Raw genomic sequence first — 26967 nt, forward strand, 5'->3', positions numbered from 1 at the left:
GATCTCAGCCTACCAGTCGGTTCACGCGGGTCATTTTCAACAGCACCCAGATCAGCGCGCTGACCAGGGCCAGCAACACCACGCTCAATGCAGCCCCCAGGCCCCAGTTGCTGGTCTGGAACATTTGCAGGAACACGTATTCGGCGATCATCACCGTTTGCCCGCCACCCAACAGCACCGGGGTGATGAAGAAGCCCAGGCAGAACACGAAGACCATGATGAAGGCGCCGAGAATGCCCGGCAGTGTCTGCGGCAACAGCACTTGCCAGAAGGTGCGCAAGGCGCCCGCACCCAAACCGCGAGACGCCATGAGCACACGTTGATCGAGTTGACGCATGGTCGACAACAGCGGGAACACGGCGTACGGGATCATCACGTGGAGCATGCCGATGACCACGCCTATCTCGTTGCGGCTCAGTTGCAGCGGCTGATCGATCAACCCCATGCCCATCAACCCGTTGTTGAGCACACCGTTGCTGCGCAGGGCGATCAGCCAGCCGAAGGCCCGCACCAGCACGGAAATCCAGAACGGGATGAAGATGCAGATCTCCACCACGCGCTGCCAGAACGGCGGGCTGAACACCCAGCAGTACGCCAGCAGATAACCGATCATCAGGGCCAGGCCGCTGACGGTCAGGCACAGGCGCAGGGTGCGCCAGAGCATCTCGTGGATCGCCGGGTCCGTGGCGATGCGCTGGTATTGCTCGATACCCGGCGTCGGCAGCGAGAAGCTCCAGCCGACCACGCCGAGAAATGGCAACACGTAGAACACCAGCAGCAACACCGGCAGGGGGAACAACAGCAAGCCGCGCTCCAGGCCTGGCGAACTGAAGCGGGGCTTGGGGCTGGTCAGGGTTGAGGTCAGGGTCGTAGTCATGATCACAGGCTCACTTGGACAACCGCGTCAGATACTCTTCCAGAGCCTCGGAGTAGTTGTCGGCGTACCACTGGGCGTTAAGAGCGATCTGCTTCTTCAGGTTTTCTTCCGAGGCGCAGTTCGCTTCCACTTGCTTGGCCGACATGAGTTTTTCCGTGGCGCTGTTGGACGGGCCGTTGCCCAGCAGCTCGAACAGCTTGAGCTGGCCTTCAGGCTGCAACGCTTGCTGGATGAACTGCATGGTTGGCTGGGTGCCGCCCGGGTTGCCGTTGAGCACCGCCCAACTGCTGGAGTTGATGAAGCCGTTGTCGAAGCTCCAGCGCACGCGGTTGTCGGTGTCTTCGCTGAGCAGTTTGGCGCGGGTGTGCCAGATCGCCCCGACCGACACCTCGCCGTCGACCATCAGTTGCTGGCTCTCGGCCCCCGAGCTCCAGAACGACAGCACGTGAGGCTTGATCTCGTCGATCTTCTTCATCGCCCGTGGCACGTCCAGCGGGTACAACTGATCAGCCGGAACGCCGTCGGCCAGCAACGCCGCTTCGAGCATGCCGTTCATCCATTTGTACAACGTGCGTTTACCGGGGAATTTCTTCACGTCCCAGAAATCCGCCCAGGTCTTCGGCCCGTTCTCGCCGAACTTTTCGCTGTCCCAGGCCATCACGTAGCTGAACTGATAGCTGGCGATGCCGAAATCCGAGGCGAGGGCCGGGGCCACCTGATCGCGCTTGATCACGTTGTAGTCCAGCGGTTGCAGGATCTTTTCCCGGCCCAGCACGATGGCGCTGTAGCTCTCGACGTCGACCACGTCCCAGCTCGGTTGACCGCTGGCCAGTTGCGAGCGGATTGCGCCCTCGGTCGGGCCGGCGCCGTCGATGCGCACCTGGATGCCGGTGTTCTTGGTGAAGGTGTCGGTCCATGCCGAACGGAACGCGTTCAGGGCATCGCCACCCCAGTTGACCACCACCAGCGGCTTGTCCGCCGACCAGCTGATGCCGCTGCGCAGCGCCAGTGGCACGGCGGCCAGCAGGCCCATGGCCTGGATGAAGGTGCGACGGTTGATGTGACCGTCACGGGCCTTTTCGATAAGCACTTCGATGCAGTCTTGTTGGTGATCCTGGCGCATGGACAAGTCCTCAATCGGCGGGTGCCTCTGCGAGCACCGGCCTTTTTGTTTTGATTGGAAGAGAGCTTTGTGACGCAGTTTTCTGGGGTTCAGGCCTGTAGCAGGAAGCTTTGCTGCACCGGCCAGCTCAGCCACACCGGGGCACCGCTTTGCATCAGCGCGCCTGGGTGATTGCCGGGCACGGACAGGTTGATCGGCAGCGTATCGCCGCCGACCTTGAGCGCCAGGTGGGTGCTGGAACCCTGGTAGACCTTGTCGGTCAGTTGCGCGGGCATCACGTTGTAGCCGTCGCGTGCCGGGCAGTCGCTGTGCAGTTCCATGTGCTCGGGGCGCACGGCCAGAACGATCGGGGCATTGCTCAACGCGTTCGGCGCCTGGGCATGCAGCACGCTGGTACCGCAGCGGCCGCTGGCGGTCTGGCCGTTGCGGGTCAGGTTGTCCAGCGGGAACAGGTTCATCTTGCCGAGGAACTCGGCGACGAAGCGGCTCTCGGGGCGGTTGTAGATGTTTTCCGGGGTGTCGACCTGGGTCAGCTTGCCGTGGTTGAAGATCGCGATGCGCGAGGACAGCGCCAGGGCTTCGTTCTGGTCGTGGGTGACGAACACGAAACTGGTGCCGACCTGACGGTGGATGCGTTGCAGCTCGGTTTGCAGCTGTTCGCGCAGGTTCTTGTCGAGGGCTGACAGCGGCTCGTCGAGCAGCAGCATTTCCGGTTCGAACACCAGCGCCCGGGCAATCGCCACGCGCTGCTGCTGGCCGCCAGACATCTCGGCCGGCTTCTTGTGCATGTGCGCGCCGAGGCCGACCACTTCGAGGATGTGCTTGACCCGGCGGTTGCGTTCTTCGGCCGGGACTTTGCGGATGCGCAGCGGGTAGGCGACGTTGTCGGCCACGGTCATGTGCGGGAACAGTGCATAACCCTGGAACACCATGCCGTAGTTCCGCTTCTCGGCGGAGCGCTTGATGATGTCGACGCCTTGCTCCATCAGCTTGCCCGACGTCGGGCTGAGGAAGCCGGCCAGGATCATCAGCAAGGTGGTCTTGCCCGAGCCGGACGGACCCAGCAGGGTAAGAAATTCGCCTTTGCGAACGTCGAGATCGACGTTATCCAGCGCCGCGAAACGGCCGTAATACTGGCTGATACCTTGAGCGCTGAGCTGAATCGCTGAACGGCTGGACACAATGAGGTTCCTCTTTTTATTGCCCATAAGACGTACGAGGACGGATGCGAATCCGAAATGGGCTTTGAGGCTTATTATTGTTAAAAATATCGCTACATCAATGGAATTATTTTGCTCGTATTGGTTAGTTTTTTTACCCAATTAACACAGCCTTTGTAGGAGCGAGCTTGCTCGCGATGGTCGATAACGATGATGCGAAAAACCTGACACACAACGGTGCTCTCTGGTTTTTCGCGAGCAAGCTCGCTCCTACAGGGGGATGTGTTGTTACAGCGTGTCCTGCCAGGTCTGGTGGGATGACTGCAGCTGGGTCTTGACCCAGTTGCTGAAGGCCTGGACCACCGCGCGGTCCGCCTTCTGTGGGTCGGAAGCCAGGTAGTAGCCACGGTGCAAATCGATGGTGATGTCGAACGGTCGCACCAGCAGCCCCTTGGATAACGCATCGCCGCTGATCAGGTTGTCGCCGATGGCGATGCCCTGGCCGGCGATGCACGCCGACTGCGCGCAGTGCGCGTCGGAAAACAGGATGCCGCTGCCCGCGTTGACGCCGGAAGCGCCGGCGGCGGTCAGCCACACGCGCCAGTCCGAATAGTCGGTCATGTGCAGCAATGGGTAGTTGCTCAGTTCCTGCGGGCTTTTCAGGCCGCTCAAGGCGTTGATCAAGCGCGGGCTGCACACCGGGAAAAAGCGCAATGCGACGATTTCTTCAACATTCATTTCCGGCCAGTCGCCAATCCCGTAGGCGATGAACAGGTCGACGGTGGGGTTGTTGACGTCGTCCGGTGTGCGCGGGGAGATCAGCTGCAATTGCACTTGCGGGTACTGCCGCAAGAAGGCGCCGATGTGGTGGCACAGCCAATAGGTGGCGAACCCCGGCGCGCAACTGACACACAGCCGCCCGGAAATTTCCTGGTCGTCGACCAACTGCCCGGCGTCCAGCAGGTTCAACAGAATCCCGTGCACTTCCCGCGCATAGCGTTCGCCCTGATACGTCAGGCCAATGCCCCGGCCAATACGCTCGGTCAGGGCAAAACCAACGCACTCCTCAAGCTTGCTGATCTGGTGGCTGATGGCGCTGCGGGTCAGGTTCAGTTCACGGGCTGCGATCGACACGCTGCCTGTGCGGGCAACCGCATCCAGCGCGCGAAGGGCTGTCATCGAAGGAAAACGCATAATTCATCCCGTTGAAAGTTGAAAGACGTGGGCCAGCCCCTGTGGCGAGGGAGCTTGCTCCCGTTGGGTCGCGCAGCGGCCCCAAACGCTCTTTTGCGCCTGCTGCGCAGTCGAGCGGGAGCAAGCTCCCTCGCCACGGGTTCACCTTTGGTCTTGCATATGGTGACGTAAATCGAACAGTCAGGCCAAAAAAAATCGATTGTTGTATCGGTTGATTCAACAATACTAGCCCCATTCGTCGTTGGGCCGATGTGGCCCTTTATTCAAGAGGTGCTGCATGACCCGTTGTGCCGAGGCGCTCGTTCAGTTGCTGGAAGGCTATGGTGTTGAAACCGTCTTCGGCATTCCCGGCGTGCACACCGTCGAGTTGTATCGTGGCCTGCACGGCAGCCGCCTGCGCCACATCAGCCCGCGCCACGAGCAGGGCGCCGGCTTCATGGCCGACGGTTATGCCCGTGCCAGTGGCAAGCCTGGCGTGTGCTTCATCATCACCGGCCCCGGCATGACCAACATCATCACCGCCATGGGCCAGGCCTATGCCGACTCGGTGCCGATGCTGGTGATCTCCACCTGCAACCGTCGTGAGCACTTGCGCCTGGGCCATGGTCACCTGCATGAACTGCCGGACCAGCGCGCACTGGTCGCCGGGGTCTGCGCCTTCAGTCACACCTTGCAGCATCCGTCGCAATTGCCTGAAGTGCTGGCGCGAGCCTTTGCCTTGTTTGGCTGCACGCGGCCGCGACCGGTGCACATCGAGATTCCACTGGATGTGCTGGACATGTCTGCCGACGATCTGGACCTGCGCCCGCGCTCGTTGCCTGCCGCACCAGCCCCTGCGTCGAACAGCATTGATGCAGCGGTTGCGCTGATCAGCAACGCGAAGCGTCCATTGATTCTGGCCGGTGGCGGCGCGCGCCGGGCGGCTGAAGCCCTGGCTGCACTCGCCGAACGCCTGCAGGCCCCCGTGGCGCTGACCACCAACGCCCGTGGTTTGCTGTGCGCCGAACATCCGTTGCTGCTCGATGGCGTGCTGTCGTCGGCCCATGGTCGCGAACTGATCGCCGAGGCTGATGCAGTGCTGGCAGTCGGCACCGAACTGGGTGAAACCGATTACGACTTTTTCGGCCTCGGCCCGGTGACGTTCAACGCGCCGCTGATTCGTCTGGACATCGACCCGCTGCAAATCCTCGGCGTACAAGCGGCCACGGTCGGTTTGCTGGGTGATGCCGAACAGGGCTTGCTCGCGCTGTTGGAACGCCTGCCGCAACGCGAGGCCGATGCCACTTGGGCGAGTGAGCGAGTGGCTCGCGTCAATGCCATCGAACACGCCGGCTGGAGCGCCAAACAATCACGTATGCAAGCCTTGCTCGATACCGTCCGTGATCACCTGCCGCAGCCACTGATCGTCGGCGATTCGACGCAACCGGTGTACCAGGGTGCCCTTGGCTACCGCGCGCCAACCCCCAACAGTTGGTTCAACGCCGGCAGTGGCTACGGCACCCTCGGCTACGGTTTGCCCGCCGCCATCGGCGCCAAGCTTGCCCAGCCATTGCGCCCAGTGGTGGCCTTGGTCGGCGATGGTGGCTTGCAGTTTTCCAGCGCCGAACTGATCGCCGCCAAAGAGGCCGGCGTCGGCGTGATCCTGCTGCTGTGGAACAACAGCAGCTACGCGGAAATCCGCGATTACATGAACGCCAAGGCGGTGCCGTTGTTGGGGGTGGACATCCTCACGCCGGACTTCGCCGCCCTCGCGCAAAGCTGTCACGTGGCCCATCACCGGGCACGCGACCTGGACGGTTTGCGCGAGCTGCTCGGGCAACTCGACAACATCAACGAACCGGTGATGGTCGAGGTCGACGCCACAACGTTTCTGGCTGACTAAAACAACAACAATTTTTCAGGTCGCCGACGCGCACAACGTCAGGTCGACCTTCCAATCTCCCTGAACTCAAAGGTGGCTTACATGGCTGAGTCCGATAATTTTTCCTCTACCCATTCCGTGCAGGGGACCTATGCCGACCTGATCCTCGCCAACGGCCGAATCTACACCCAGGACCCGGCCAACCCGTGGGCCGAGGCCGTGGCGATTCGCGACGGCAAGTTGATCGGCGTTGCCAGCCTCGGCCAGATCGAAATGTTCAAGGGCCCGAACACCCGCGTGCATGACCTGCAAGGCGCGTTCTGCATGCCGGGCCTGCACGACATGCACACTCACCCAGACCTCGCCTTGGCGCCGCGCTATGCCGATGACCTCGATGTAGGCATCGAAGACCCGACCCCGGAACAGCTGCGCGAAAGCATCCTCGCCTACGCCGACAGTCATCCCGGCGACGGCTGGATCTACGGTCAATACTGGGTGCGCTACACCTTCCGCGAAGCCGGTCTGACCCCGGGCCGCGAGTGGCTCGACAGCGTCATGCCGGACCGCCCGGTGGCGCTGCTCGACCGAATGTGGGGCACCATGATGGTCAACTCCAAGGCCCTGGAGCTGGCCGGCATCGATGGCAACACCTCTGACCCGCGCAACGGCTATTTTGAGCGTGACGAACTGACCGGCGAGCCCACCGGCCTGATGATCGACGGCGCCTACGCGATGATTCACGCCGCCATGCCGCCGACCCCGGTCAGCGTGCTGCGCCGCGCCTACCGCGATGGCGTGCACTTCCAGAGTTCGCGCGGCGTCACGGCGAGCAAGTACGTGCACGTCTGCGAACAGCGCTTGCAGGCCCTCAAGGAGCTGGACGACAGCGGCGAACTGACCGTGCGCATCGAGGCGGCGATCAGTTGGCAGGACGACATCTTTCCAGTACGTCGCCGCTGGGAGCTGCTCGCCGGTGAACGTCACTACTACCGCAGCGCGCGCCTGAGCGCCAACGCGGTGAAGTTCCATTTCGACGGTACCGTGGAGCCGAAGTCTTCGTACCTGTTGACCCCTTGGCCGCAAGAAAAAAGCTGGCGCGGCAAGCTCAATCTGACTCCGGAACACATCACCGACATGGTGGTGGACATGGATCGCAAGGGTATCCGCGTGATCGCTCACTGCACGGGTGACGGCGCCTCCGACGTGTTCCTCGATGCCGTGGCCGAGGCCCGTCGTCGCAACGGTTTCAGCGGTGTACGTCACCAGTGCGCCCACAGCACCTTGCTGCATCCCGGCAACCTGCCGCGCTTCAAGGAACTGAATGTCATTGCCGAATTCTCCCCGGCGGCCTGGTACCCGACGCCGTTCGCCAGTGGCGCGCGTTCCGGTTACGGTCAGGAACGCCTCAAGCGTATCTACGACTTCAAGGGCGTGCTCGCTGCCGGCGGTACTGCGGTGATGGGCACTGACTGGCCGGTGGCATCCATCGACCCGTGGCTGGCGCTGGAAACCATGATCACCCGGCAGAACCCGTGGAACGACGACCCGGCCTGCTTTGGCGACCCGATCAGCCTCGAACAGGCGCTGACCGTGATCACCAGCAACGGCGCCATCGCCATGGGCCTGGAACACAGCACCGGCAGCCTGCAGGTGGGCAAGGCGGCGGATCTTATCGTGATCGACCGTGACCTGTTCGCCGAGCCTGCGCGCAACTACATCCACAAGACCCAGGTGCTGCTGACCTTCGTTGAGGGGCAACTGGTCTACGACCGCCATTCGACGCTCGAAGCCGTCGGCCTCAAGGCCGTATGGCAGGGCGAACCACCGGTGCTGGAGGGCAAGGCAGAATGACTTCCCAACGCATCGCCGTGACCGTCGTCTCGGGCTTCCTCGGCGCCGGTAAAACCACGCTACTCAACCGCATGGTGCGCCGTGCCGAAGGCAGTCGGCTGGCGGTGATCGTCAACGACTTCGGCGAGCTGAACATCGATGCGGCGATCGTCTCGGAAGTCACCGACGCGGTGTACAGCCTGCAAAACGGCTGCATCTGCTGCACCGTGCAGGAAGACTTGCTGGCGCAGCTTGGCAGCCTGGCGCAGCTTGAACCAAGGTTGGAGCGCATCGTCATCGAGTGCAGCGGCGTGTCCGACCCGCAGCGCATCGTGCAGACCCTGGCTTATCCACAGCTGCGCAGCCAGATGCAACTGGACATGGTCATCACCGTGGTCGATGCCACTCGCCATCTGCAACTCGATGGCGAGTACGCGCGACTGGCCCGGGCGCAGGTGGCCGCCGCCGACTTGCTGCTGTTGAACAAGACCGATCTGGTCGACGAGGCGCAGTTGCAGGCATTGCGCGAGGCGTTGGGGCTCAGGACGCGAGTGCATGAAAGCGTGCAGGCGCAATTGCCGGATGCGCTGTGGCTCGATACCGACCTGGAGCTTGAGCCGCGCACAGTGAAACCGCTGACACGGGTGTCCGATGGCGATCACGGCGAGATGTTCAGCAGCTGGTTGTGGCAGAGCGACTCGGCGCTCGATGCTGAAGGTTTGCGTGGCTGGTTGCAGGCGTTGCCCAACGATGTGTTCCGGGTCAAAGGGCTGGTCAAGCTGGCGCAGGGCAGCAAGGCGCATTGGCTGCAACACGTCGGCACGCGCAGTCAGTTTCTGCCGGCCACGGATGAAGCGCAGGCGGTCACCACACGCCTGGTGTTTATCGCCCGCCGTGGATTCGATGGTTGGGAAGCGTTGGGGCAGGGGCTTGAGGCCTGCAGTGTGAAGGTGAGTGCATGAATCCGACCGAACAACGGTTGCGTGAAGAACTTGCCGCCTGCTATCGACTGGTTGCGCACTTTCGCATGACCGACCTGATCTTCACCCACATCTCGGTGCGCATTCTGGGGCCGGAGCATCACTTTCTGATCAACCCTTACGGGTTGATGTTCGATGAAATCACGGCGTCGAACCTGGTGAAGATCGACCTCGATGGCCACGCGGTCGAGCCGTCACCGTACCCGGTCAACCCGGCCGGTTTCGTGATCCACAGCGCCATCCACGGTGCCCGTGACGATGCGCAATGCGTGCTGCACACCCACACCAAATCCGGGTGCGCGGTGGCGGCGTTGAAGTGCGGGTTGTTGCCGGTGAACCAGATCTCGATGGAGTTCTATGGCCGGGTCGCATACCACGACTATGAAGGCGTGGCGCTGGATTTGAGCGAGCAAGAGCGCCTCGTACAGGATATCGGCGACAAGCCGGTGTTGATGCTGCGCAACCATGGTTTGCTGACCGTCGGCGAAACCGTAGGCCAGGCGTTCATGCGCATGTACTACCTGGAGAAGGCTTGCGACATTCAGTTGGCGGCCATGGCTGCCGGTGAGTTGGTACTGCCATCAGACGAGGTTTGTGCGCATACCGAGCGGCAATTCAATGACCCGGGGCGACCGCTGGAAGAGGGTGAACTCGCTGACCCGGATGCCATGCAACTGGCTTGGGCGGCGTTGTTGCGGTTGCTGGAACGGGTGGCTCCGGAGTATCGCGACTGATCTGAATCCTCGGTTGATTGTGCTGGCCTCATCGCTGGCAAGCCAGCTCCTACAGGGGATGTGTGGCAACGCAGAACAATTGTAGGAGCGGGCTTGCCCGCGATGGCGGCCTTCAGGCCTGCCGCGGGGTATTCAGGTTCATCGACCGCACTGCCAACGCAGTCGCCGTTTCCTCATCGATCGGCAACGAAAAACGAAACGTCGCCCCACGCCCCGGCACATCGATCAACTGAATCTCGCGCCCGTGCAATTGCAGGATGCGATGCACGATCCGCAGCCCCAACCCGCCATCACGCCGTGCGCCGCCGATATTGAACGGGCGCAGGAACAGGCCTTCGCGCAGTTCCGGGGCAATGCCGGGGCCAGTATCGCTGACCGTGACTTCGATGAATGACCCTTGTGGACACAGGCCCAGTTCGACCTCGCCACCGGCCGGGGTATGGCGCAGGGCATTGTCGAACAGATTGGTCAGCACCCGCTCGATCAACCCCAGATCTGCGCAGGCCGCCGAGGCATTCGGCGCGAACGTGGCCTTGAGTTCGACTCTGCGCGCTTCGGCCGTGAGTTCGAATTTCTGGAAGATGTCCTGGGCCAGGTCGGTCAGGGAAAAACGCTCCAGTACCGGTTGCACAAAGCCGTGTTCCAGCCGCACCAACTCCAGCAGCGACTGCGCCAGACCACCGACCTTGCGGCTCTGGTCCAGCGCGATGCCCAGATAGCGACGGCGGTCGGCGGGGGACAGCGTGGCGTCCTTGAGCGACAGGGTTTCCAGATAACCGTGTAGCGAGGCCAGCGGCGTGCGCAAGTCGTGGGAGATGTTCGCCACCAGTTCGCGGCGTTCCTGATCCTGGCGGGTCAACGAACGCCATTGTTCGCCCAGGCGTGCCTGCATCTGCCGGAACGTGGCATCGAGCACGGCGATTTCATCGTGGCTCGCGGTTTTTTCCACGGCGACAGGCAGGGCCGGTGTGACTGGAACGCCGTCGATGTCGAACTGGCTGACCGTTTCGGTCAAACGGCGCAATGGCCGGGTGATCAGGGCAAACGCGGTGAGACCGGCAATCAGGCACAGCAGTGCCACCAGGCCGATGGACAACAGCGCTGTGTTGAGCGCCGCGCTGGTCGCGCCGCGTTCGGCCAGGCGGTCGTGATCCTCACCGAGCAACACCACGTAGAGATAACCGGCCGGCTTGCCGTCAACCTTCAGCGGCGCGGCGCTGAACACCTTGCGCGCATCGACGCTGCGCGGGTCGTCGCCGAGAATCGGCAGGGCATCACCCCGCAGCAGGCGCTGGATCGGCGTCAGGTCGATCCGTTCGCGACGGATGCGGCCCTCGGGCGCGGCGCTGCCGACAATCTTGCCTTCGGCGTTGAGCAGGTACACCTCGACGCTCGGGTTGACCTGCATCAGTTTGCTGAACAGATCGCGCACGGCGTTGGGCATCAGGCCCTCGGTGTCCATCAACACCGTGTCATTGGCGATGTGCTGCGCCAGGTCCCGGGACAAGCCTTGCACCACTTCCTGCTCATGCATCTGGTTGGAGCGCACCTGCATCCACGCCGAGGTGCCGCAGCACACCAGCAGCAGCACGGCGAACACCAGGGACAGGCGTTGCGTCAGGGTCAGCCTCATGGCTGCGGCTCCTCACCGGTGGCGAATTTGTAGCCGCGCCCCCAGACCGTGAGGATGCGCACCGGTTGCGCCGGGTCGGCTTCGATCTTGGCGCGCAGGCGGTTTATGTGGGTGTTGACCGTGTGTTCGTAGCCTTCATGGCTATAGCCCCACACGGCGTTGAGCAGGTCCATGCGCGAAAACACCTTGCCGGGCTGGCGGGCGAAGAAGTACAGCAAGTCGAACTCCCGGGGCGTGAGGTCCAGGCGTCGTCCGTCGAGGGCCACTTCGCGGGTGATCGGGTCGATGGCCAGGCCGTCAATGAGCAGGCTGCCGGCGTCCATCTTCAAGTTTCGCGCCATGGCATCGACCCGGCGCAGCAACGCCTTGACCCGGGCCACCAGCTCAAGCATGGAAAAGGGCTTGGCCAGGTAGTCGTCGGCACCCAGTTCAAGGCCGAGAATCCGGTGCACTTCGCTGGAGCGCGCACTGGTGATGATGATCGGCGTGTAGCGCGCCATGGCGCGGGCGCGGCGGCAGATTTCCAGGCCGTCGACGCCGGGCAGCATCAGGTCGAGAACCAGCGCATCCCAGTTGCCTTGCTGCAGCAGGCGCATGCCTTCGTCGCCATCGGCGCTGTGCACCACCTCGAACTGCTCATCGCGAAGATGCAGGCAGATCAGGTCGGCGATATGCATATCGTCCTCGACCACGAGGACGCGTTTGGTCTGTTCCATCCAGGTCAATCCTTCTGCACATTGTGCGTAGTGCCCCTGTAGGAGCGAGCTTGCTCGCGAAAAACCTGAGGACGCCGCGGGGCGTCAGGAATCCCGCGTCATCGTTGGCCTCCATCGCGAGCAAGCTCGCTCCTACAGTAGTGGCATGCGCATTGTGCGGGTTTTTCGGCGCCCGAGTTATCACGAATTGTTTAACTTCCCGTGAGGATTTGGCGATCACCCAAAGCCTAGGCTGTGTTCCATGAAACACCCCTGGATTTTGGGAGACGAGCATGTTTTCACGACGGCAATTTCTTCTAGCGAGCGGCGGGCTGGGCATGACGGCCCTGGCGATTGGCCTGTTGCCGAAGCTTTCCACAGGCACTGCATTGATCAGCGAGGCCAGCGCGGCCGAGGCGTTCGAAGTGACCCACAGCGACAGCGAATGGCACGCGATCCTGAGCGACGAGCAGTACGACATCCTTCGCGAAGAGGGTACCGAACGGGCCTACAGCAGTCCGTTGAACAACGAGCACCGCGACGGCACTTTCGCCTGCGCCGGTTGCGACCTGCCGTTGTTTTCCTCGGCAACCAAGTTCGACAGCCGCACCGGCTGGCCGAGTTTCTGGGCGCCGCTGGACAAGGCCGTGGCCACTCGTCAGGACCGTGCGTTCGGCATGGTCCGCGAGGAAGTTCACTGCCGGCGCTGCGGCGGGCACCTGGGTCATGTTTTTGATGACGGTCCGAAACCCACCGGTCTGCGTTATTGCATGAACGGCCTGGCGATGAAGTTCGAGCCCCGTACCGTCTGATTTTTGGCAGCCTGCCCCTTGGATTATTCAGGAGTTCCCTACATGAAAAACCTGCTCACCTGGCGCCGTTCGCTGTTGGCACTGGCCACCGTCGGCGTCATCGGCTCGTGCTCGGCGTTATCCTTCGGGGGGGCTGAAGAAGGCGTCGTTATTCCGCCGCCGTCACTCGACGAAATCACCCAGGCCCACAGTGAAACCGCCGTCTTTGCCGGTGGCTGCTTCTGGGGCGTTCAGGGGGTGTTCCAGCACGTCAAAGGTGTGAAAAATGCAGTTTCCGGTTACGCCGGTGGCGCGGCCAACACGGCGCAGTACGAACGTGTCAGCAACGGTAATACTGGCCATGCGGAATCGGTCGAAGTGACTTTCGATCCGAGTCAGGTCAGTTACGGCACCTTGCTGCAAATCTATTTCTCGGTGGCGCACAACCCGACCGAGCTCAACCGCCAAGGACCGGACACCGGCACTCAGTACCGTTCGGCTATATTCACCAAAAGCGCAGAGCAGCAAAAAATCGCGCAGGCCTACATCAACCAGCTCGACACAGCCCATGCTTTCGACAAACCGATCGTGACCAAACTCGAATCCTTCAACGGTTTCTACCCGGCGGAGGAGGAGCATCAGGACTTCCTGACCGAGCATCCGACCTATCCGTACATCGTGATCAATGACTTGCCGAAAGTGGCGCAATTGAAGCAGCTGTACCCGGATCGCTATCAGGAACAGCCGGTGCTGGTGAAGGCGGGGATGTAAATGGCGATCAGAGACGGCATGGCCTATTCGGCCGACGGGTGCTTGCCCCACCTCTGTACGGCGAATTCGACGAAACGGCGCAGTTTCGGCAAACGGTGGCGATCCTGGGCGTAGACCAGGTGCATCGGCCGGCTGGGTGGGCAGTATTCAGGCATCAAGGCCAGTAGCTTGCCGTCCTTGAGGTCCTGCTCGACCAAGGCGTCGGGCATCATCACGATGCCCATGCCGGCTCGTGCCGCTTGATGCAGTCCGGCCGAACTGTTGATCAGCATCGGCCCGCTGACCCCCACGCTGACTTCGCCATCGGGACCGGCCAGGCGCCATTCCTTTTGCACCGATTGCCAGTCATCCCCGGCCGGATAGGCAAAGGACAGGCAGTCGTGCTGACGCAGGTCCTCAGGTGTCTGCGGCGTGCCCCGGCGGACCAGATATTCGGGTGAGGCGCACATGGTCAGGGTGTAGTCGATCAGCGGGCGGGCGATCAGGTTGGAGGGCTCCAGCGCGCCGAGGCGAAACGCCACATCCAGACCATTTTCCAGCAGATCCGGGCGGCGGTTGGTCAGTACCACGTCGAGTTTCACCCGCGGGTTTTGCAGGCTGAACTCACTCAGTGCCGGCGCCAGGCGCTCGGTGCCGAAGGTCAAGGGCGCGGTGATGCGCAAAATGCCGCTCGGTTCGTCGACAGCCTGTTCGGCCAGTCGCTCGGAATCGGCCACCAACCCCAAGACTTCCAGGCAGCGCTGGTAGTACGCGGCCCCGAACTCGGTCAGCCGCTGGCGTCGCGTTGTGCGATTGAGCAGGCGCACACCCAGCCGTTGCTCCAGGGCCTTGAGGTGGTTGCCGACCATGGTCGTGGACATTTCGCACTGCAAGGCGGCGGCGGTCATGCTGCCGGTCTCCACCACTTTGACGTAGACGGTCATCGCCTGGAACAGATCCATTATCAAGCTCAGCTTTTAAATGATTGAAGTTTTACGGTGTTTATCCAGCTCTGGTGGCTAACCATACTGCAAAAACACCGACCCTTGCTGGAGCTTGATGTCATGACCGCCGCCTGCCTGATGAGCACTTACCAACCCCTGGCCCTGAGCTTCAACAAGGGCCTGGGCACTCGCCTGTGGGATCAGGCCGGGCGCGAATACCTGGATGCGGTTGCCGGTGTGGCGGTGACCAACGTCGGCCACTCCCACCCGAAAATCGTTGCCGCGATTACTGAACAGGCCGGGTTGCTGCTGCACACGTCGAACCTCTACAGCATCGACTGGCAACAACAGCTGGCGCAGAAACTGACGCGGCTGGCGGGCATGGACCGGGCGTTTTTCAACAACTCCGGGGCCGAAGCCAACGAAACCGCACTGAAAATCGCCCGGCTGCATGGCTGGCACAAAGGCATCGAGCAGCCGCTGGTGGTGGTCATGGAGAACGCGTTCCATGGCCGCACCCTCGGCACCTTGTCCGCCAGCGATGGCCCGGCGGTGCGCCTGGGGTTCAACAAGCTGCCGGGGGATTTCGTCAAAGTGCCGTTCGGCGATCTCGACGCGCTGGACAAGGTGCAACAGGCCCACGGTTCGCGGATCGTGGCGATCCTGATGGAGCCGATCCAGGGCGAAAGCGGCGTGCAACTGGCACCACCGGGCTATCTCAAGGCCGTGCGCGAACTGTGCAACCGGCACTCGTGGCTATTGATGCTCGATGAAATCCAGACCGGCATCGGCCGTACCGGCCAGTGGTTCGCGTTCCAGCACGATGGCATCGTCCCGGACGTCATGACCCTGGCCAAAGGCCTGGGCAATGGCGTACCCATCGGCGCTTGCCTGGCCCGTGGCAAGGCGGCCGAACTGTTTACGCCAGGCAGCCACGGCAGCACCTTCGGCGGTAATCCGTTGGCCTGTCGGGTCGGATGCACCGTGCTGGATATTGTTGAAGAACAGGGGCTACTGGAAAACGCCCGGCTTCAGGGCGCGCATCTGCTCGACAGACTGCACGCAGAGTTGGCAGGCAATCCGAACGTGTTGGTGATTCGTGGCAAGGGTTTGATGATCGGCATCGAGCTCAAGCAACCGATCCGCGACCTGAGCCTGATCGCCGCCCGGGATCATGGCTTGCTGATCAACGTCACTCGGGGGAAAACCATTCGCCTGCTGCCGCCGTTGACCATTGATGAGCGGGAGGTGGAGATGATTGTCAGAGGGGTGAGTCGGGTGGTGAAAGCGAGCTGAGGCTCTGCTCAGTAATGGTATCTGCACATCACGACGCGTATTTCGCCGTCTTCCACGGCGTAGACCAGACGATGCTCCGCCGTAATCCGGCGTGACCAGAATCCGCTCAAGTTATGCTTGAGCGGTTCGGGTTTTCCAAGGCCGTCGAAAGGCTCGCGCTGGATAGCTTTTATCAACAAGTTGATACGTTTGAGTCCTGCTTTATCGTTCTGCTGGAACCAGAGGTAATCTTCCCAGGCTTCAGGAGTGAACTCGATTTTCATTCTTCAATCAGTTGCCTGGTTTTGGATTTGCCCGCTCGCAGGTTACCGATTGATTTGATCAGGCGTTCAGCGTTGGCAGGGGAGCGCAGCAGATAGGCTGTCTCTTCGAGAGCGTTGTATTCGGCCAATGACATCATCACGACCGGCTCGCCTTTCTGACGGGTGACCAGTAGCGGGGCGCGATCTTCATTCACCCGGTCCATGGTTTGCGCCAGGTGTGCCCGAGCGTTGGTGTAGTTGATGGTTTCCATGTGATTGTCCTCGCTTGATGCAGAGAACGTACAGAAATGAGTACATGTTGGCAAGGCGATACCTACGAGTGGTTGTTAGGTGAACAGTGCATCCACGCTTGTATCGAGTATCGCCGAATGTTCCTCAGGGCGTTTCCGTGAAAGATGTAATCCCGTTCTGAGCTACATGACATCCATAAGGGGTTATGTCCGACCACCGCTTCGAAAACTTACGAGTGATGAACCAGCGCCGCGGTTTCCTCCCGACCCACCAACCGGATTTTCGTACCGAAAAACCCTTCAAACAACCGCCGATGCGCAGCAAATCCACTTGAGTCATCACGGGTGCGATAGCTGCCCGCCCACTCCAACAATGCCACCAACCGTTCATCATCCTGTGTTTCCCGCCGCCGAATGTTGGCAACGCACTCATCGTCATCGACACACAGCCAGATCAACGCCGTGGCGCGGTGGAGGATTTCGCTGGCGATCCAGCCGTAAACCCCTTCGATCACCCAGCGCTCCTCATCGGCTGCGATTCGCGCCATGGCCAATGCCTGTGAGCGGGGGCGGGCGATGCTGTGCGGGTCCGACAGCCAATGGATAGAATCCAGATCGACCCATGGCACTTGCAGGTGGCCGGCCAGTCGTTCGGCCAGCCAGCTCTTGCCGGCCCCGGAATTGCCGATGATCAGGGTGCGGGTCAGGTCCAGTTCGTGTGTGCTGTGGAATTTCATCTTCATTCGCTGGAGTCCCGCCGGGTGAACCCGCAGAATCGATGCTCACTCAAGGGAAAGGAGCTCCATCAGTGTGGATTCGAATGCTGCCGTTCGTGATGCTGGGCATGGTTTCAGGCGCAAATGCTACGACAGAGAAGCCGGGCATTGCCGGGCATTACACGCTGCAGGCCAGGGAAATCGACTCGAAGCTGGTGCTGGAGCCTGATAACACCTTTGAGGCCTTCATCGAATACGCCGGAGCCGAAGGTTCCGCCAAAGGTCACTGGAAGCAGGTCGACAATACCCTGACCTTGACCAGTGACGCCGTCGAACCGCCCGCTGAAAACCTGTTGTTCAATTTAAGCCGTACCCACAGTCTGGCAGACCTGCAGGACACGCATCAGCCCGACGGTGGCGACAGGTTCAAACAGGCGCAAAACCATTATGTGCTGAACTTGCGCTACGCCCGCTCCAGCCCCGTGCCGAGCATCGCCCCGGTGATGGTGACGTTCGAGTTCAATCAGGGACCGGCCACCCAACTGTTGTGGAATAACGCGGTGGGCCGACAGCTCTACTTGCCGTATTCCGAACAACGAACCCTGACCCGGATCGGTTTGCAAAGCCGTGCCGACCAACCGCCACAATGGTTTGCCATCGACCCCGTGACCCGCACGCTTTCCTTGAGCTGGAAGGTCGATCGCACCACCGGTCAAATGACTTATGACAAACCGGATCAGCTTGGCCTGGCACAGTCGCAACAGTTTTTTCGCAACGCCCCCAAAGCGCTGGCGCAGATTGATCGCAACTACATCCTGACCCTGATCTACGGAGTGACCGCCGAACCACCGGCGATCACGCCTGTGGATATCTATTGGTCGTTCGACGATGGCTCGGAGCAAAACCAGCGCTGGGCCGATTCACGGCAACAGCAATTGCTCATGCCGGCCCCGGCGGGCAAGGCCCTGAAAAGACTTGGTGTGAAGTTGAGCGGCGATCAGAGCCCGCAATGGTTCGATGTCGCGGCGGACAGCCGGGCAATCGACCTGATGTGGGACGAACGCGTCAAGCCCGAGCAGATGCGCGATTTGTCCGGCGTCTTCAAGACCCTGGAACTGGAGGTCAAGGGCGATTGCCTGGCGGTGGACCTGGGTAATGGTCTGGCGTGTTATCGCCCATAGGTTCAGTCATTGTGCTCGGGGGCAATCATCCGGGTCTTCGGTGCGCCGTTCGAGTTGTGCTGATAGATGGTCTGTGGTTGGCCCAGGTCATTGAAAAACACTTGTCCTATGCCCGCCGAGTTCCACAGCCGCTCACCGGCTTCGGCGTGTTCCGGGACATGCGGCACGATGCGCATGCGTCGCCGTTTGGTCAGCCAGTTCAGCGGCGAACGTGGCGAGTACAGCCAGCGGTTGAGGCGGTCGAACCACTCAAGCAGGGTGGCCGGGAATTCGTTCTTGATGCCGCTGCTGGTGATCTGCCAGATGCGCGGCCCGGCCTTGCGGTGGCGGATCAGCACTTCGTAGACGAAGGAGTAATGCACGTCGCCCGACAGCACCACGTAGTTACCCGGTGTGCGCGAGTGGCGGAAAATGTTCAGGATCACCTGTGCCGCACCGCGATGGGCCATCCAGTTTTCCGCGTCCACCAGCAGTGGATAACCGCACCAGCTGAATACCCGTTGCACGGTTTCAATCAGCTTGACGCCGAAGATCGGTGCCGGTGAAACGATGATCGCGCTCGGGTGGTCCAGCAGTTCCTGCTGCAGTTCGCTGAGGGCTTCCCAGTCGAGCAAACCGGACGGTTGCTTGAGGTTCATTTCGCTGCGCCAGCGCCGGGTGCGGGTGTCGATCACCACGATGGCGGGGGTGGTGGGCAGCAGGTAATGCCAGTGCTGAAACTTCAGCAGATCATTGATCAAGTCATCCTGAACTGTGCTGTCGAGGTGACGCTCGTGTGTGCTGGCGCTCAATGCACCGGCCTTTTCCAGCACGGCAGTGAACGCATCCGGATTGTTGCCCCAGCCCTGGCACAGCATGTACGCCAGCAGCGCGTTGCCGATGATGCGCCGCGAGAACGGATGGCCGTAGGCCGTTTCCTCCCACTGCGCACTAAGGTTCCAGTCATCGGTGATGTCGTGGTCGTCGAAAATCATCAGCGTCGGCAGATGCGCCATGGCTCGTGCGACGTTGCCCAGGCCTGCCTTGAAGGCATCGATGCGCGTCTGTTCAAGGGCGTATCGCTGCAGCCTTTGCGGCGTCAGTGTGGGTGCCTGGGGCGCGATCAGGGTCCAGGGCGTAGGTGACCAGACCAGCAAATACATGGCCATGACTTCGGCGAAGGTCACCAGATGGTTGTCGGCACTGCTGCTGGTGAAAATCGGCTTGCGCGCGCCACCGAAAAAACGCTCGCGCAGGGTTTCATTGCTTTGCAGCGCCGGCAGCAGATCGGCACGGTGGTAGTAACTGGCCGGGTGCTCGTAGAGCCGGGCGCTGTCGCTGACCACGGCGCCTTCGAGGTGCTCGCCGAACAGGCCCAACCGCTCGATCAAGGCGTGAATCGCCCGCAACATCGGCCCCGCCACATCGTCGGCGTAGACCTGATCGCCGGTCATCATCAGCAGTGCCGGGCGGTCCGTGGAGGCGTGTTCTTGCGCCAGCAACTGGTCGACGCAGAGCAGGCCGTCTGTCGCCGGGTGATGAGGCTTGCGGCAGGAGCCGTGGAGCAACTGATCGACCCGTGCGCGCAGGACGAAGTTCGGGCAACGGGCAGCGCCGTATAGCAGGTGCGGCGCCCAATCCGCGATACCTGCCCCTTCAACCAACAAGTCATATTCGATCAACTCGTCGCAGGGCAGGGCGCCTTCCAGATGCACATCGATCAAGTGCACATACGCATGAGCCCCTACCGGAATCACCGTACATTGCCCGGCATCGAGACGGATATCGCCGACGCCCTGCAGGCGCAAGGTCAGCGCCAGCGCCCGGGAGCCCACCAGCCACAGCACCAGCCGCGTGGGCTCCAGGCGCCGCAGCAACGGGCCGGCCAGGACGGGTGGCAGGGCTGGGTGATCGTCGGGCAGTGGCAGTGTTTCGGACATCCGCGGTCAAGGCTCTTGGGTATCGAGGCGGGCGATGATAGCGCAGGTGACAATGGGACCGGCTAGAACGATCCCGTTTCTGCCTGTCACCAAATGAAAAGCCATTGTCGTCTGATGAGAAGCGTCTCAACAGGCCTCGTCCTACAGTCCAATCAGCGCAATTCGATGCAACACGCCCATATTGCAGATTGGAGAATAAGAAAAATGGCCAAAGCCGTACGCTTTTACGAAACCGGTGGTCCCGAAGTTCTACGTTATGAGGACGTCGAAGTCGGCGAACCCGGTCCCGGCCAGGTTCGGCTTCGTCATGTGGCAGTCGGCCTGAACTATGCCGACACCTATTTCCGTAACGGTACCTATGCGATCCCGCTGCCTAACGGCATGGGCGTCGAGGCCTCTGGCGTGGTCCAGGCCGTTGGTGAAGGGGTCACCAATGTCGAGGTCGGTGATCGCGTCACCTACACCGGTTTTCTCAACACCCTCGGCGCCTACAGCACCGAGCGCCTGATCCCGGCCGCGCCGCTGATCAAGCTGCCGGAAACCATCAGCTTCGAGACCGCTGCCGCGATGACCATGCGCGGTTTGACGTCCTCGTACCTGATGCGCCGTATCTACGACTTCAAGGCTGGCGACAGCATCCTGTTGCATGCCGCCGCTGGCGGTGTCGGTCTGATCGTTTCGCAGTGGGCCAAGTTGCTGGGCCTGAACGTGATCGGCACGGTTTCGACCGAGCAAAAGGCGGAAATCGCCCGGGCTCACGGTTGCGACCATACGATCAATTACAGCCATGAAGACGTCGCCGCTCGCGTTCGCGAGTTGACCGACGGCGTGGGCGTCAACGTGGTGTTCGACAGCGTTGGCAAAAACACCTTCGAAGGTTCCCTGAATTCGCTCAAGCGCCGTGGCCTGATGGTTTGCGTCGGCACCGCGTCCGGCCCGATCCCGGCTTTCGATCCGGTGATGCTGGCGATGAAAGGCTCGCTGTTCCTGACCCGTCCGGCCCTGGCCGACTACATCAGCGACCCTGCGGAAAAAGCCGCCTTGGCCGGCGAGCTGTTCGACCACGTCGGCAGCGGCCGGATCAAGATCGAGATCAACCAGCACTACGCGTTGCAGGATGCGGTGCAGGCTCATCGCGACCTTGAGTCACGCAAGACCACTGGCTCGTCGATTTTCGTCATTTAAGGAGTTGCCAGCCATGAAAGTCGAACAATTGAGCTGCACCATCGGCGCCGAACTGATCGGCGTCAATCTGGCCGACGCCGTCCATGACGACGGCCTGTTTGCCGAGATCCGCGCCCAGTTGCTCAAGCACCGCGTGGTGTTCCTGCGTGACCAGGACATCACCCGCGCCGAGCACGTGGCCTTCGCCCGGCGCTTCGGCGAGCTGGAGGATCATCCGGTGGCCGGCAGTGATCCGGAGCATCCGGGCCTTGTGCAGATCTACAAGAAACCGGACCAGCCGGCGGACCGCTACGAAAACTCCTGGCACAGCGACGCCACCTGGCGCGATGCCCCGCCGATGGGCTGCGTATTGCGTTGCCTGGAGTGTCCACCGGTGGGTGGTGACACCATGTGGGCCAACATGGTCGAGGCCTACGCACGTTTGCCCGAAGACGTGAAGGTGAAGATCGCCGACCTGCGCGCCCGCCACAGCATCGAAGCGAGTTTCGGTGCGGCGATGCCGATCGAAAAACGCCTGGCTCTCAGGGAGAGGTTCCCGGATGCCGAACACCCGGTGGTGCGCACTCACCCGGAAACCGGCGAGAAGGTGCTGTTCGTCAACGCCTTCGCCACCCATCTCAGCAACTACCACACCCCTGAGCGGGTGCGCTTCGGCCAGGACGCCAACCCGGGCGCAAGCGATTTGCTGCGCTACCTGATCAGCCAGGCGTACATCCCCGAGTATCAGGTGCGCTGGCGCTGGAAGCCCAACAGCATCGCGATCTGGGACAACCGCAGCACCCAGCATTACGCCGTCATGGACTACCCGCCATGCCATCGCAAGATGGATCGCGCCGGGATCATCGGCGACAAGACGTTCTGATCGAACGCCACCTGCATCTGCACTCACAGCATCCGCACTCGTAAACACGTCTGCCCGGCTCGACCCCGGGTGGACGGGACAATCATAAGAACTGGCCTAAGAACTGGAGTAACCATGCAATTCTTCGACGATTCCCTGCACCCCGAAAACATGGAAAAGGTAGTCATTACCGTGGCCCCGTACGGCCCGGAGTGGATGCCTGAAGACTTCCCGGAAGACATCCCGTTGACCATGGATGAGCAAGTCCAGAAAGCGGTCGAATGCTATGAAGCTGGCGCCACTGTGCTGCACCTGCATGTGCGCGAACTGGACGGCAAGGGCTCCAAGCGTCTGTCGAAGTTCAACGAGCTGATCGCCGGTGTACGTGAAGCCGTGCCGGACATGATCATCCAGGTTGGCGGCTCGATTTCCTTCGCCCCGGAAAGCGATGGCGAAGCAGCCAAGTGGCTGTCCGACGACACCCGCCACATGCTCGCCGAGCTGACGCCGAAGCCGGATCAGGTCACGGTCGCGATCAACACCACCCAGATGAACATCATGGAGCTGCTGTATCCGGAGTACCTGGAAGGCACTTCCCTGGCCAACCCGATGGTCCAGGCGGCCTACAGCGAAATGACCGTACCGGCAGGCCCGGCCTGGGTTGCCGAGCACCTCAAGCGCCTGATGGACAACGGTATCCAGCCGCACTTCCAGCTGACCGGCATGCACGCCATGGAAACCCTCGAGCGCCTGGTGCGCAAGGGCATCTACAAGGGCCCGCTGAACCTGACCTGGATCGGCATCGGTGGCGGTTTCGACGGCCCGAACCCGTTCAACTTCTTCAACTTCATCCACCGCGCGCCGGACGGTTGCACCCTGACCTCCGAATCGCTGCTCAAGAACGTCATGCCGTTCAACACCATGTCGATGGCCATGGGCATGCACCCGCGTGTGGGCAATGAAGACACTATCATTGACCACAAGGGTGATCGTTTCGGCTCGGTTGCGCAGATCAAGCAAACCGTGCGCATCGCTCATGAGCTGGGTCGCGAAATCGCCACCGGCAAAGAAGCCCGCGAGATCTACCGCATCGGCGTGCAGTACGAAACCATCGAGGAAACCCTGTTGGCCAACGGCATGGCCCCCAACCGCAAGGCTGGGCAGAAAGGTGTGCCGCAACGCGGCTGACGGACAGGCGAGCAGGTGGCCGTGACCGCTCGCTCGCCTTACTGCAACACGCTTGATAACAACAATAAAACGAAGCTTTGAGGAGGCTGCATGGCCTTTCACCCAATCGCCGCCGACGGTGACGACGCAGGTTGCGTCGGCGTTGCGCGCCAATATGCCTGGATCGTCTTTGCACTGACGTTCGGCCTGTTGATTTCCGATTACATGTCGCGTCAGGTGCTGAACGCGGTGTTCCCGCTGCTCAAGAGCGAGTGGGCGTTGAGCGATGGACAGCTCGGTTTGCTCAGCGGCATCGTTGCCCTGATGGTCGGCCTGCTGACGTTTCCCCTGTCGTTGATGGCCGACCGCTTTGGCCGGGTCAAGAGCCTGGCGCTGATGGCATTTCTGTGGAGCCTGGCGACCCTCGGTTGCGCGTTGGCGCAGGACTACCAGCAGATGTTCATCGCGCGGTTCATGGTCGGCGTCGGCGAAGCCGCCTACGGCAGCGTGGGCATCGCGGTGGTGATTTCAGTGTTCCCCAAACACATGCGCGCCACCCTGGCCAGTGCCTTCATGGCCGGCGGGATGTTCGGTTCGGTGCTGGGCATGGCTTTGGGTGGCGCCATCGCGGCCAAGCTGGGCTGGCGCTGGTCGTTCGCCGGCATGTCGTTGTTTGGCCTGGTGTTGGCGGTGCTCTATCCGTTGATCGTCAAGGAAGCGCGCATCGCTCCGCAACGTGCCGCGCAGATTGCGAACAAGACGGCTGCCGCGGTCAAGCGTCCGCTGCGCACGTTGTGGTCCAGCCGTTCGGTGGTGGCGACCTACGTCGCCAGCGGCTTGCAGTTGTTCGTCGGCGGTACGGTGATGGTGTGGATTCCCAGCTACCTCAATCGCTACTACGACATGCCTACCGACAAGGCCGGCGGCATGGCGGCGATCATTGTGCTGTGCAGCGGTGCAGGAATGATCCTGTGCGGCATGTTGAGTGATCGTCTGTGTCGCAACTCGCCGGAGCGCAAGGTCGCCTTGGCCATCGGTTTTTGTCTGGGCAGCTGCTTGCTGCTGTCGGCAGCTTTCGCCCTGCAGGCCGGACCGGTGCAACTGCTGCTGATTTGCCTGGGCATGCTGATTGCCACGGGTACCACGGGCCCTGCCGGTGCGATGGTCGCCAACCTGACGCATTACTCGGTCCACGGTACGGCGTTCGCCACGCTGACCTTGGCCAACAACATGCTGGGGCTGGCACCGGGGCCGTTTCTCACCGGTCGGGTGTCCGACCTGATAGGTCTGCATGCCGCGTTTCAACTGGTGCCACTGGTCAGCCTCGCGGCGGCAGCGGTGTTCTTTTATGCCAAGTGTCATTACCACAAAGATATTGCCCGCCTTCAGGGTCAGAGCGTGCCTGACCCTATCGTTGAAGCCGGGATAGAGGTGAAGTTGTGAGTCGTCGTTTACGTATTGATGTGTTTTTCGATTTTATCTGCCCCTGGTGCCTGATCGGCAAACGCCAACTGGAGCATGCGCAGGTACAGTTTCGCAGCCGTCACCCGGATGTGCAGATCACCACGGTGTGGCATGGCGTGCAGTTGCTGCCGCAGATGCCGGTACAAGGTGAACCCTTCGCCGAGTTCTACCGCAAGCGCCTGGGCAATGCCGACGCCATGACTATGCGTCAGGCCCAGGTCCAGCAGGCGGCCAAGGCGGCCGGGTTGAACATCGACCTCACCCGCATCGAGACAATGCCCAACACCGCAGACGCCCATCGTTTGTTCGAGCGTGCCAGTGAACTGGGCAATGCGGCTCAGCGGGAAATGTTGCTCGAACGACTGTTCGCCGCCTATTTCAACAAACGCGAAAACCTCGGTTGCCGCGAGACCTTGCTGGCCATTGCCCGCTCCTGTGGCATCGATGCGGAGGCGCTGGTCGCTTGCCTGAAGGGCGACGCCACACCCTTCGAAGGATCCCCCGACGCGACCAGTGGCGTGCCGAGTTTTCTGTTCGACCGCCGTATCACGGTGATCGGTGCACAACCTGCCCAGGCACTGCTTGGGGCCATGAACGAAGCCCTCAAGGAAAACGAGCGCGAGCGGCAGCCAGCATGACCCGGCGCATTCCCGTGCCAGTCGGCAAACACCCGCAGGCCGGTGGCCGGGCGCTGTTCGAGTTCGAAGACAAAAGCCTGGCGTTGTTCAACATCGACGGGCAGATGTTTGCCATCGACGACAGCTGCCCGCATCAGGGCGCCTCGCTGTGTGGCGGGCGTCTTGAGGGCCGGGTGATTCAATGCTGCGCCCATGGCCTGCGCTTCGATTTGCACAGCGGCTACCTGCTCAATTCCAAAGCCGTAAAAGTCACGAGCTACCCGGTCGAGATCATCGACGGCCAGGCGTTCATCGTCATCGCAACCGAGGAGTCCGCGCCATGAGCGCCATTGCTCTCACCCGCATCCACAGTCGCACGCGCGAACTGGCACCGGGGTTCATCGTCAGTCTGATCGTGGCGGCCGCCGCCTCGTTTCTGTCCGAGCACTACGGTGCGCCGGTCATGCTGTTCGCCCTGCTGCTGGGCATGGCCCTGAATTTTCTCGCCGATGACGGTCCGTGCAAGGCCGGTGTCGAGTTCACTGCGCGTACGGTGCTGCGCATAGGCGTGGCGCTGCTGGGCATGCGCATCACCCTGGAACAAATGGCGGCGCTGGGCTGGAAGCCGATAGCGCTGGTGGTGATCCTGGTGGTGGTGACCATCAGCGTGTCCGTGATCGCCGCGAAGTTTCTGGGTTTCTCGCGGCTGTTCGGCATGCTCACTGGCGGCGCGACGGCGATCTGCGGCGCTTCGGCAGCCTTGGCGCTGGCGGCGGCGTTGCCGAACCATCCGCAGAAAGAGCGGGCGACCTTGTTCACTGTGATCGGCGTGTCGGCGTTGTCGACGATGGCGATGATCGTCTATCCGATGATCGCCAACTGGCTGCAGCTGTCGCCGCAGGTGGCGGGCGTGTTCCTTGGGGCCACGATCCACGACGTCGCCCAAGTGGTCGGCGCCGGCTACGGCATGTCGACCGAGACCGGTGACACCGCTACCGTGGTTAAACTGATGCGCGTTGCCATGCTCCTGCCGGTGATCGTCACTGCCGCGATGATCACCCGTATGCAAGGCGCTGACCCGACCGGCAAACGCCCGCCACTGTTGCCGTGGTTCGCCGTCGGCTTTCTGATTCTGGCCTGCATCAACAGCACCGGCTGGATCGCTCCGGCGGTGCAAGGCGGGGTCAATGAGTTGTCGCGCTGGTGCCTGGTGATTTCCATCAGTGCCCTGGGCATGAAGACCCGGCTCAAGGAACTGGCCGCGGTCGGGATCAAGCCGATTCTGCTGATGGTCGGGGAGACGGTGTTCCTCGTCGTGCTGGTGCTCTTGTTGTTGCGCTGGGGGCTCTGAACATCGGCCAGGATTAAAACCTGTAGGAGCGAGCCTGCTCGCGATGAACCTGAGAACGCCACGGGATGTCAGGTTCCCCGCGTTATCGTTGACCACCATCGCGAGCGAACTCGCTCCCACAAGGATTGCAGCTCCAATCTCGCGCTTTCGCGGCGACTGTACCAG

General features: G+C 61.7%; 26 protein-coding genes. 15 read left to right on the forward strand and 11 right to left on the reverse strand.

Annotated features, from left to right (window positions below):
• Positions 1 to 4 precede the first annotated feature (4 nt).
• From B0D71_RS07625 to B0D71_RS07640, 4 genes are all read right to left on the reverse strand, one after another.
• The gene (locus B0D71_RS07625) at positions 5 to 877 is read right to left on the reverse strand and encodes an ABC transporter permease (RefSeq protein ID WP_103394243.1); all 873 of its coding nucleotides are present in this window, start codon (positions 875 to 877) and stop codon (positions 5 to 7) included.
• 10 nt (positions 878 to 887) lie between these two features.
• The gene (locus B0D71_RS07630) at positions 888 to 2000 is read right to left on the reverse strand and encodes an ABC transporter substrate-binding protein (RefSeq protein WP_103394244.1); all 1113 of its coding nucleotides are present in this window, start codon (positions 1998 to 2000) and stop codon (positions 888 to 890) included.
• Positions 2001 to 2089: 89 nt separating this feature from the next.
• Positions 2090 to 3181, reverse strand: coding sequence for an ABC transporter ATP-binding protein (locus B0D71_RS07635; protein ID WP_103394245.1), 1092 nt, complete (start codon positions 3179 to 3181; stop codon positions 2090 to 2092).
• A gap of 267 nt (positions 3182 to 3448) precedes the next feature.
• Positions 3449 to 4354: a LysR substrate-binding domain-containing protein gene (locus B0D71_RS07640; protein ID WP_103394246.1), complete on the reverse strand. Its 906-nt coding sequence runs from the start codon at positions 4352 to 4354 to the stop codon at positions 3449 to 3451.
• Positions 4355 to 4631: 277 nt separating this feature from the next.
• On the opposite strand from B0D71_RS07640, the gene B0D71_RS07645 reads away from it, so the two are divergent.
• From B0D71_RS07645 to B0D71_RS07660, 4 genes are all read left to right on the forward strand, one after another.
• The gene (locus B0D71_RS07645) at positions 4632 to 6236 is read left to right on the forward strand and encodes a 5-guanidino-2-oxopentanoate decarboxylase (RefSeq protein ID WP_103394247.1); all 1605 of its coding nucleotides are present in this window, start codon (positions 4632 to 4634) and stop codon (positions 6234 to 6236) included.
• A gap of 81 nt (positions 6237 to 6317) precedes the next feature.
• Positions 6318 to 8066: an amidohydrolase gene (locus tag B0D71_RS07650; protein WP_103394248.1), complete on the forward strand. Its 1749-nt coding sequence runs from the start codon at positions 6318 to 6320 to the stop codon at positions 8064 to 8066.
• Positions 8063 to 9007: a CobW family GTP-binding protein gene (locus B0D71_RS07655; protein ID WP_103394249.1), complete on the forward strand. Its 945-nt coding sequence runs from the start codon at positions 8063 to 8065 to the stop codon at positions 9005 to 9007. Before B0D71_RS07650 ends, B0D71_RS07655 begins: the two co-directional genes overlap by 4 nt.
• Positions 9004 to 9759 carry a class II aldolase/adducin family protein gene (locus B0D71_RS07660; RefSeq protein WP_103394250.1) on the forward strand — a complete coding sequence of 252 codons (756 nt, stop codon included), beginning with the start codon at positions 9004 to 9006 and terminating at the stop codon, positions 9757 to 9759. The genes B0D71_RS07655 and B0D71_RS07660 overlap by 4 nt, the downstream gene beginning before the upstream one ends.
• A gap of 112 nt (positions 9760 to 9871) precedes the next feature.
• Here the strand turns inward: B0D71_RS07660 and B0D71_RS07665 are convergent, their stop codons facing one another.
• Complete coding sequence (locus B0D71_RS07665) at positions 9872 to 11392, reverse strand: sensor histidine kinase (protein ID WP_103394251.1); 1521 nt, start codon at positions 11390 to 11392, stop codon at positions 9872 to 9874.
• A complete protein-coding gene (locus B0D71_RS07670) occupies positions 11389 to 12108 on the reverse strand; it encodes a response regulator transcription factor (RefSeq protein ID WP_103394252.1) in 720 nt (239 codons plus the stop codon). Before B0D71_RS07670 ends, B0D71_RS07665 begins: the two co-directional genes overlap by 4 nt.
• A 272-nt stretch (positions 12109 to 12380) precedes the next feature.
• On the opposite strand from B0D71_RS07670, the gene msrB reads away from it, so the two are divergent.
• Both msrB and msrA read left to right on the forward strand, forming a co-directional pair.
• Positions 12381 to 12899, forward strand: coding sequence for a peptide-methionine (R)-S-oxide reductase MsrB (gene msrB / locus B0D71_RS07680; RefSeq protein WP_103394254.1), 519 nt, complete (start codon positions 12381 to 12383; stop codon positions 12897 to 12899).
• A 42-nt stretch (positions 12900 to 12941) separates the two neighbouring features.
• Positions 12942 to 13649 carry a peptide-methionine (S)-S-oxide reductase MsrA gene (msrA, locus tag B0D71_RS07685; RefSeq protein ID WP_103394255.1) on the forward strand — a complete coding sequence of 236 codons (708 nt, stop codon included), beginning with the start codon at positions 12942 to 12944 and terminating at the stop codon, positions 13647 to 13649.
• Positions 13650 to 13672: 23 nt separating this feature from the next.
• Here msrA and B0D71_RS07690 read toward each other — a convergent pair whose 3' ends face one another.
• Positions 13673 to 14590, reverse strand: a complete 918-nt coding sequence (locus B0D71_RS07690) for a LysR family transcriptional regulator (RefSeq protein WP_103394256.1) — start codon at positions 14588 to 14590, stop codon at positions 13673 to 13675.
• A gap of 102 nt (positions 14591 to 14692) precedes the next feature.
• Between B0D71_RS07690 and B0D71_RS07695 the strand changes: the two genes are divergently transcribed.
• Positions 14693 to 15868 carry an aspartate aminotransferase family protein gene (locus tag B0D71_RS07695; RefSeq protein WP_103394257.1) on the forward strand — a complete coding sequence of 392 codons (1176 nt, stop codon included), beginning with the start codon at positions 14693 to 14695 and terminating at the stop codon, positions 15866 to 15868.
• Between the two features lie 8 nt (positions 15869 to 15876).
• On the opposite strand, the gene B0D71_RS07700 is transcribed toward B0D71_RS07695, so the two are convergent.
• From B0D71_RS07700 to B0D71_RS07710, 3 genes are all read right to left on the reverse strand, one after another.
• Positions 15877 to 16131 (reverse strand): Txe/YoeB family addiction module toxin, encoded by a 255-nt coding sequence (locus B0D71_RS07700; RefSeq protein ID WP_103394258.1) that lies wholly within the window; start codon positions 16129 to 16131, stop codon positions 15877 to 15879.
• Positions 16128 to 16382, reverse strand: a complete 255-nt coding sequence (locus tag B0D71_RS07705) for a type II toxin-antitoxin system prevent-host-death family antitoxin (protein ID WP_103394259.1) — start codon at positions 16380 to 16382, stop codon at positions 16128 to 16130. Before B0D71_RS07705 ends, B0D71_RS07700 begins: the two co-directional genes overlap by 4 nt.
• 209 nt (positions 16383 to 16591) lie before the next feature.
• Positions 16592 to 17074 (reverse strand): P-loop NTPase family protein, encoded by a 483-nt coding sequence (locus B0D71_RS07710; protein ID WP_103394661.1) that lies wholly within the window; start codon positions 17072 to 17074, stop codon positions 16592 to 16594.
• Positions 17075 to 17169: 95 nt separating this feature from the next.
• Here B0D71_RS07710 and B0D71_RS07715 point away from each other — a divergent pair, with 95 nt between their 5' ends.
• Positions 17170 to 18258, forward strand: coding sequence for a hypothetical protein (locus B0D71_RS07715; RefSeq protein ID WP_133160919.1), 1089 nt, complete (start codon positions 17170 to 17172; stop codon positions 18256 to 18258).
• A 2-nt stretch (positions 18259 to 18260) separates the two neighbouring features.
• Here B0D71_RS07715 and B0D71_RS07720 read toward each other — a convergent pair whose 3' ends face one another.
• Entirely contained in the window at positions 18261 to 20177 is a 1917-nt protein-coding gene (locus B0D71_RS07720) for an alkaline phosphatase D family protein (protein ID WP_103394261.1), read from the reverse strand.
• A 204-nt stretch (positions 20178 to 20381) separates the two neighbouring features.
• Here B0D71_RS07720 and B0D71_RS07725 point away from each other — a divergent pair, with 204 nt between their 5' ends.
• The 7 genes from B0D71_RS07725 to B0D71_RS07755 all read left to right on the forward strand — a co-directional run bounded on the left by B0D71_RS07725 (position 20382) and on the right by B0D71_RS07755 (position 26802).
• A complete protein-coding gene (locus B0D71_RS07725; protein WP_103394262.1) occupies positions 20382 to 21362 on the forward strand; it encodes a quinone oxidoreductase family protein in 981 nt (326 codons plus the stop codon).
• Positions 21363 to 21375: 13 nt separating this feature from the next.
• Positions 21376 to 22224 (forward strand): TauD/TfdA dioxygenase family protein, encoded by an 849-nt coding sequence (locus B0D71_RS07730; RefSeq protein WP_103394263.1) that lies wholly within the window; start codon positions 21376 to 21378, stop codon positions 22222 to 22224.
• Positions 22225 to 22338: 114 nt separating this feature from the next.
• Positions 22339 to 23391 (forward strand): beta-keto acid cleavage family enzyme, encoded by a 1053-nt coding sequence (locus B0D71_RS07735; protein ID WP_103394264.1) that lies wholly within the window; start codon positions 22339 to 22341, stop codon positions 23389 to 23391.
• 90 nt (positions 23392 to 23481) lie between these two features.
• Positions 23482 to 24813, forward strand: a complete 1332-nt coding sequence (locus B0D71_RS07740) for an MFS transporter (protein ID WP_103394265.1) — start codon at positions 23482 to 23484, stop codon at positions 24811 to 24813.
• Positions 24810 to 25472 carry a DsbA family oxidoreductase gene (locus B0D71_RS07745; protein ID WP_103394266.1) on the forward strand — a complete coding sequence of 221 codons (663 nt, stop codon included), beginning with the start codon at positions 24810 to 24812 and terminating at the stop codon, positions 25470 to 25472. Before B0D71_RS07740 ends, B0D71_RS07745 begins: the two co-directional genes overlap by 4 nt.
• On the forward strand, positions 25469 to 25795 hold the full coding sequence (locus B0D71_RS07750; protein WP_103394267.1) for a Rieske (2Fe-2S) protein: 327 nt from the start codon (positions 25469 to 25471) through the stop codon (positions 25793 to 25795). The genes B0D71_RS07745 and B0D71_RS07750 overlap by 4 nt, the downstream gene beginning before the upstream one ends.
• A complete protein-coding gene (locus tag B0D71_RS07755) occupies positions 25792 to 26802 on the forward strand; it encodes a YeiH family protein (RefSeq protein ID WP_103394268.1) in 1011 nt (336 codons plus the stop codon). The genes B0D71_RS07750 and B0D71_RS07755 overlap by 4 nt, the downstream gene beginning before the upstream one ends.
• Positions 26803 to 26967 lie beyond the last annotated feature (165 nt).

Source organism: Pseudomonas laurylsulfativorans, from assembly GCF_002906155.1.
In the GTDB taxonomy this organism is placed as follows: domain Bacteria; phylum Pseudomonadota; class Gammaproteobacteria; order Pseudomonadales; family Pseudomonadaceae; genus Aquipseudomonas; species Aquipseudomonas laurylsulfativorans.

Bases quoted from the DNA above. Each gene is read 5' to 3' on its own strand.
- B0D71_RS07655 (WP_103394249.1), top strand. From the start codon at position 8,063: ATGACTTCCCAACGCATCGCCGTGACCGTCGTCTCGGGCTTCCTCGGC.
- B0D71_RS07695 (WP_103394257.1), top strand. From the start codon at position 14,693: ATGACCGCCGCCTGCCTGATGAGCACTTACCAACCCCTGGCCCTGAGC.
- B0D71_RS07690 (WP_103394256.1), bottom strand. From the start codon at position 14,590: ATGGATCTGTTCCAGGCGATGACCGTCTACGTCAAAGTGGTGGAGACC.
- B0D71_RS07650 (WP_103394248.1), top strand. From the start codon at position 6,318: ATGGCTGAGTCCGATAATTTTTCCTCTACCCATTCCGTGCAGGGGACC.
- B0D71_RS07735 (WP_103394264.1), top strand. From the start codon at position 22,339: ATGCAATTCTTCGACGATTCCCTGCACCCCGAAAACATGGAAAAGGTA.
- msrB (WP_103394254.1), top strand. From the start codon at position 12,381: ATGTTTTCACGACGGCAATTTCTTCTAGCGAGCGGCGGGCTGGGCATG.
- B0D71_RS07750 (WP_103394267.1), top strand. From the start codon at position 25,469: ATGACCCGGCGCATTCCCGTGCCAGTCGGCAAACACCCGCAGGCCGGT.
- B0D71_RS07645 (WP_103394247.1), top strand. From the start codon at position 4,632: ATGACCCGTTGTGCCGAGGCGCTCGTTCAGTTGCTGGAAGGCTATGGT.
- B0D71_RS07665 (WP_103394251.1), bottom strand. From the start codon at position 11,392: ATGAGGCTGACCCTGACGCAACGCCTGTCCCTGGTGTTCGCCGTGCTG.
- msrA (WP_103394255.1), top strand. From the start codon at position 12,942: ATGAAAAACCTGCTCACCTGGCGCCGTTCGCTGTTGGCACTGGCCACC.
- B0D71_RS07705 (WP_103394259.1), bottom strand. From the start codon at position 16,382: ATGGAAACCATCAACTACACCAACGCTCGGGCACACCTGGCGCAAACC.
- B0D71_RS07725 (WP_103394262.1), top strand. From the start codon at position 20,382: ATGGCCAAAGCCGTACGCTTTTACGAAACCGGTGGTCCCGAAGTTCTA.
- B0D71_RS07630 (WP_103394244.1), bottom strand. From the start codon at position 2,000: ATGCGCCAGGATCACCAACAAGACTGCATCGAAGTGCTTATCGAAAAG.
- B0D71_RS07700 (WP_103394258.1), bottom strand. From the start codon at position 16,131: ATGAAAATCGAGTTCACTCCTGAAGCCTGGGAAGATTACCTCTGGTTC.
- B0D71_RS07670 (WP_103394252.1), bottom strand. From the start codon at position 12,108: ATGGAACAGACCAAACGCGTCCTCGTGGTCGAGGACGATATGCATATC.
- B0D71_RS07730 (WP_103394263.1), top strand. From the start codon at position 21,376: ATGAAAGTCGAACAATTGAGCTGCACCATCGGCGCCGAACTGATCGGC.
- B0D71_RS07640 (WP_103394246.1), bottom strand. From the start codon at position 4,354: ATGCGTTTTCCTTCGATGACAGCCCTTCGCGCGCTGGATGCGGTTGCC.
- B0D71_RS07755 (WP_103394268.1), top strand. From the start codon at position 25,792: ATGAGCGCCATTGCTCTCACCCGCATCCACAGTCGCACGCGCGAACTG.
- B0D71_RS07740 (WP_103394265.1), top strand. From the start codon at position 23,482: ATGGCCTTTCACCCAATCGCCGCCGACGGTGACGACGCAGGTTGCGTC.
- B0D71_RS07625 (WP_103394243.1), bottom strand. From the start codon at position 877: ATGACTACGACCCTGACCTCAACCCTGACCAGCCCCAAGCCCCGCTTC.
- B0D71_RS07660 (WP_103394250.1), top strand. From the start codon at position 9,004: ATGAATCCGACCGAACAACGGTTGCGTGAAGAACTTGCCGCCTGCTAT.
- B0D71_RS07720 (WP_103394261.1), bottom strand. From the start codon at position 20,177: ATGTCCGAAACACTGCCACTGCCCGACGATCACCCAGCCCTGCCACCC.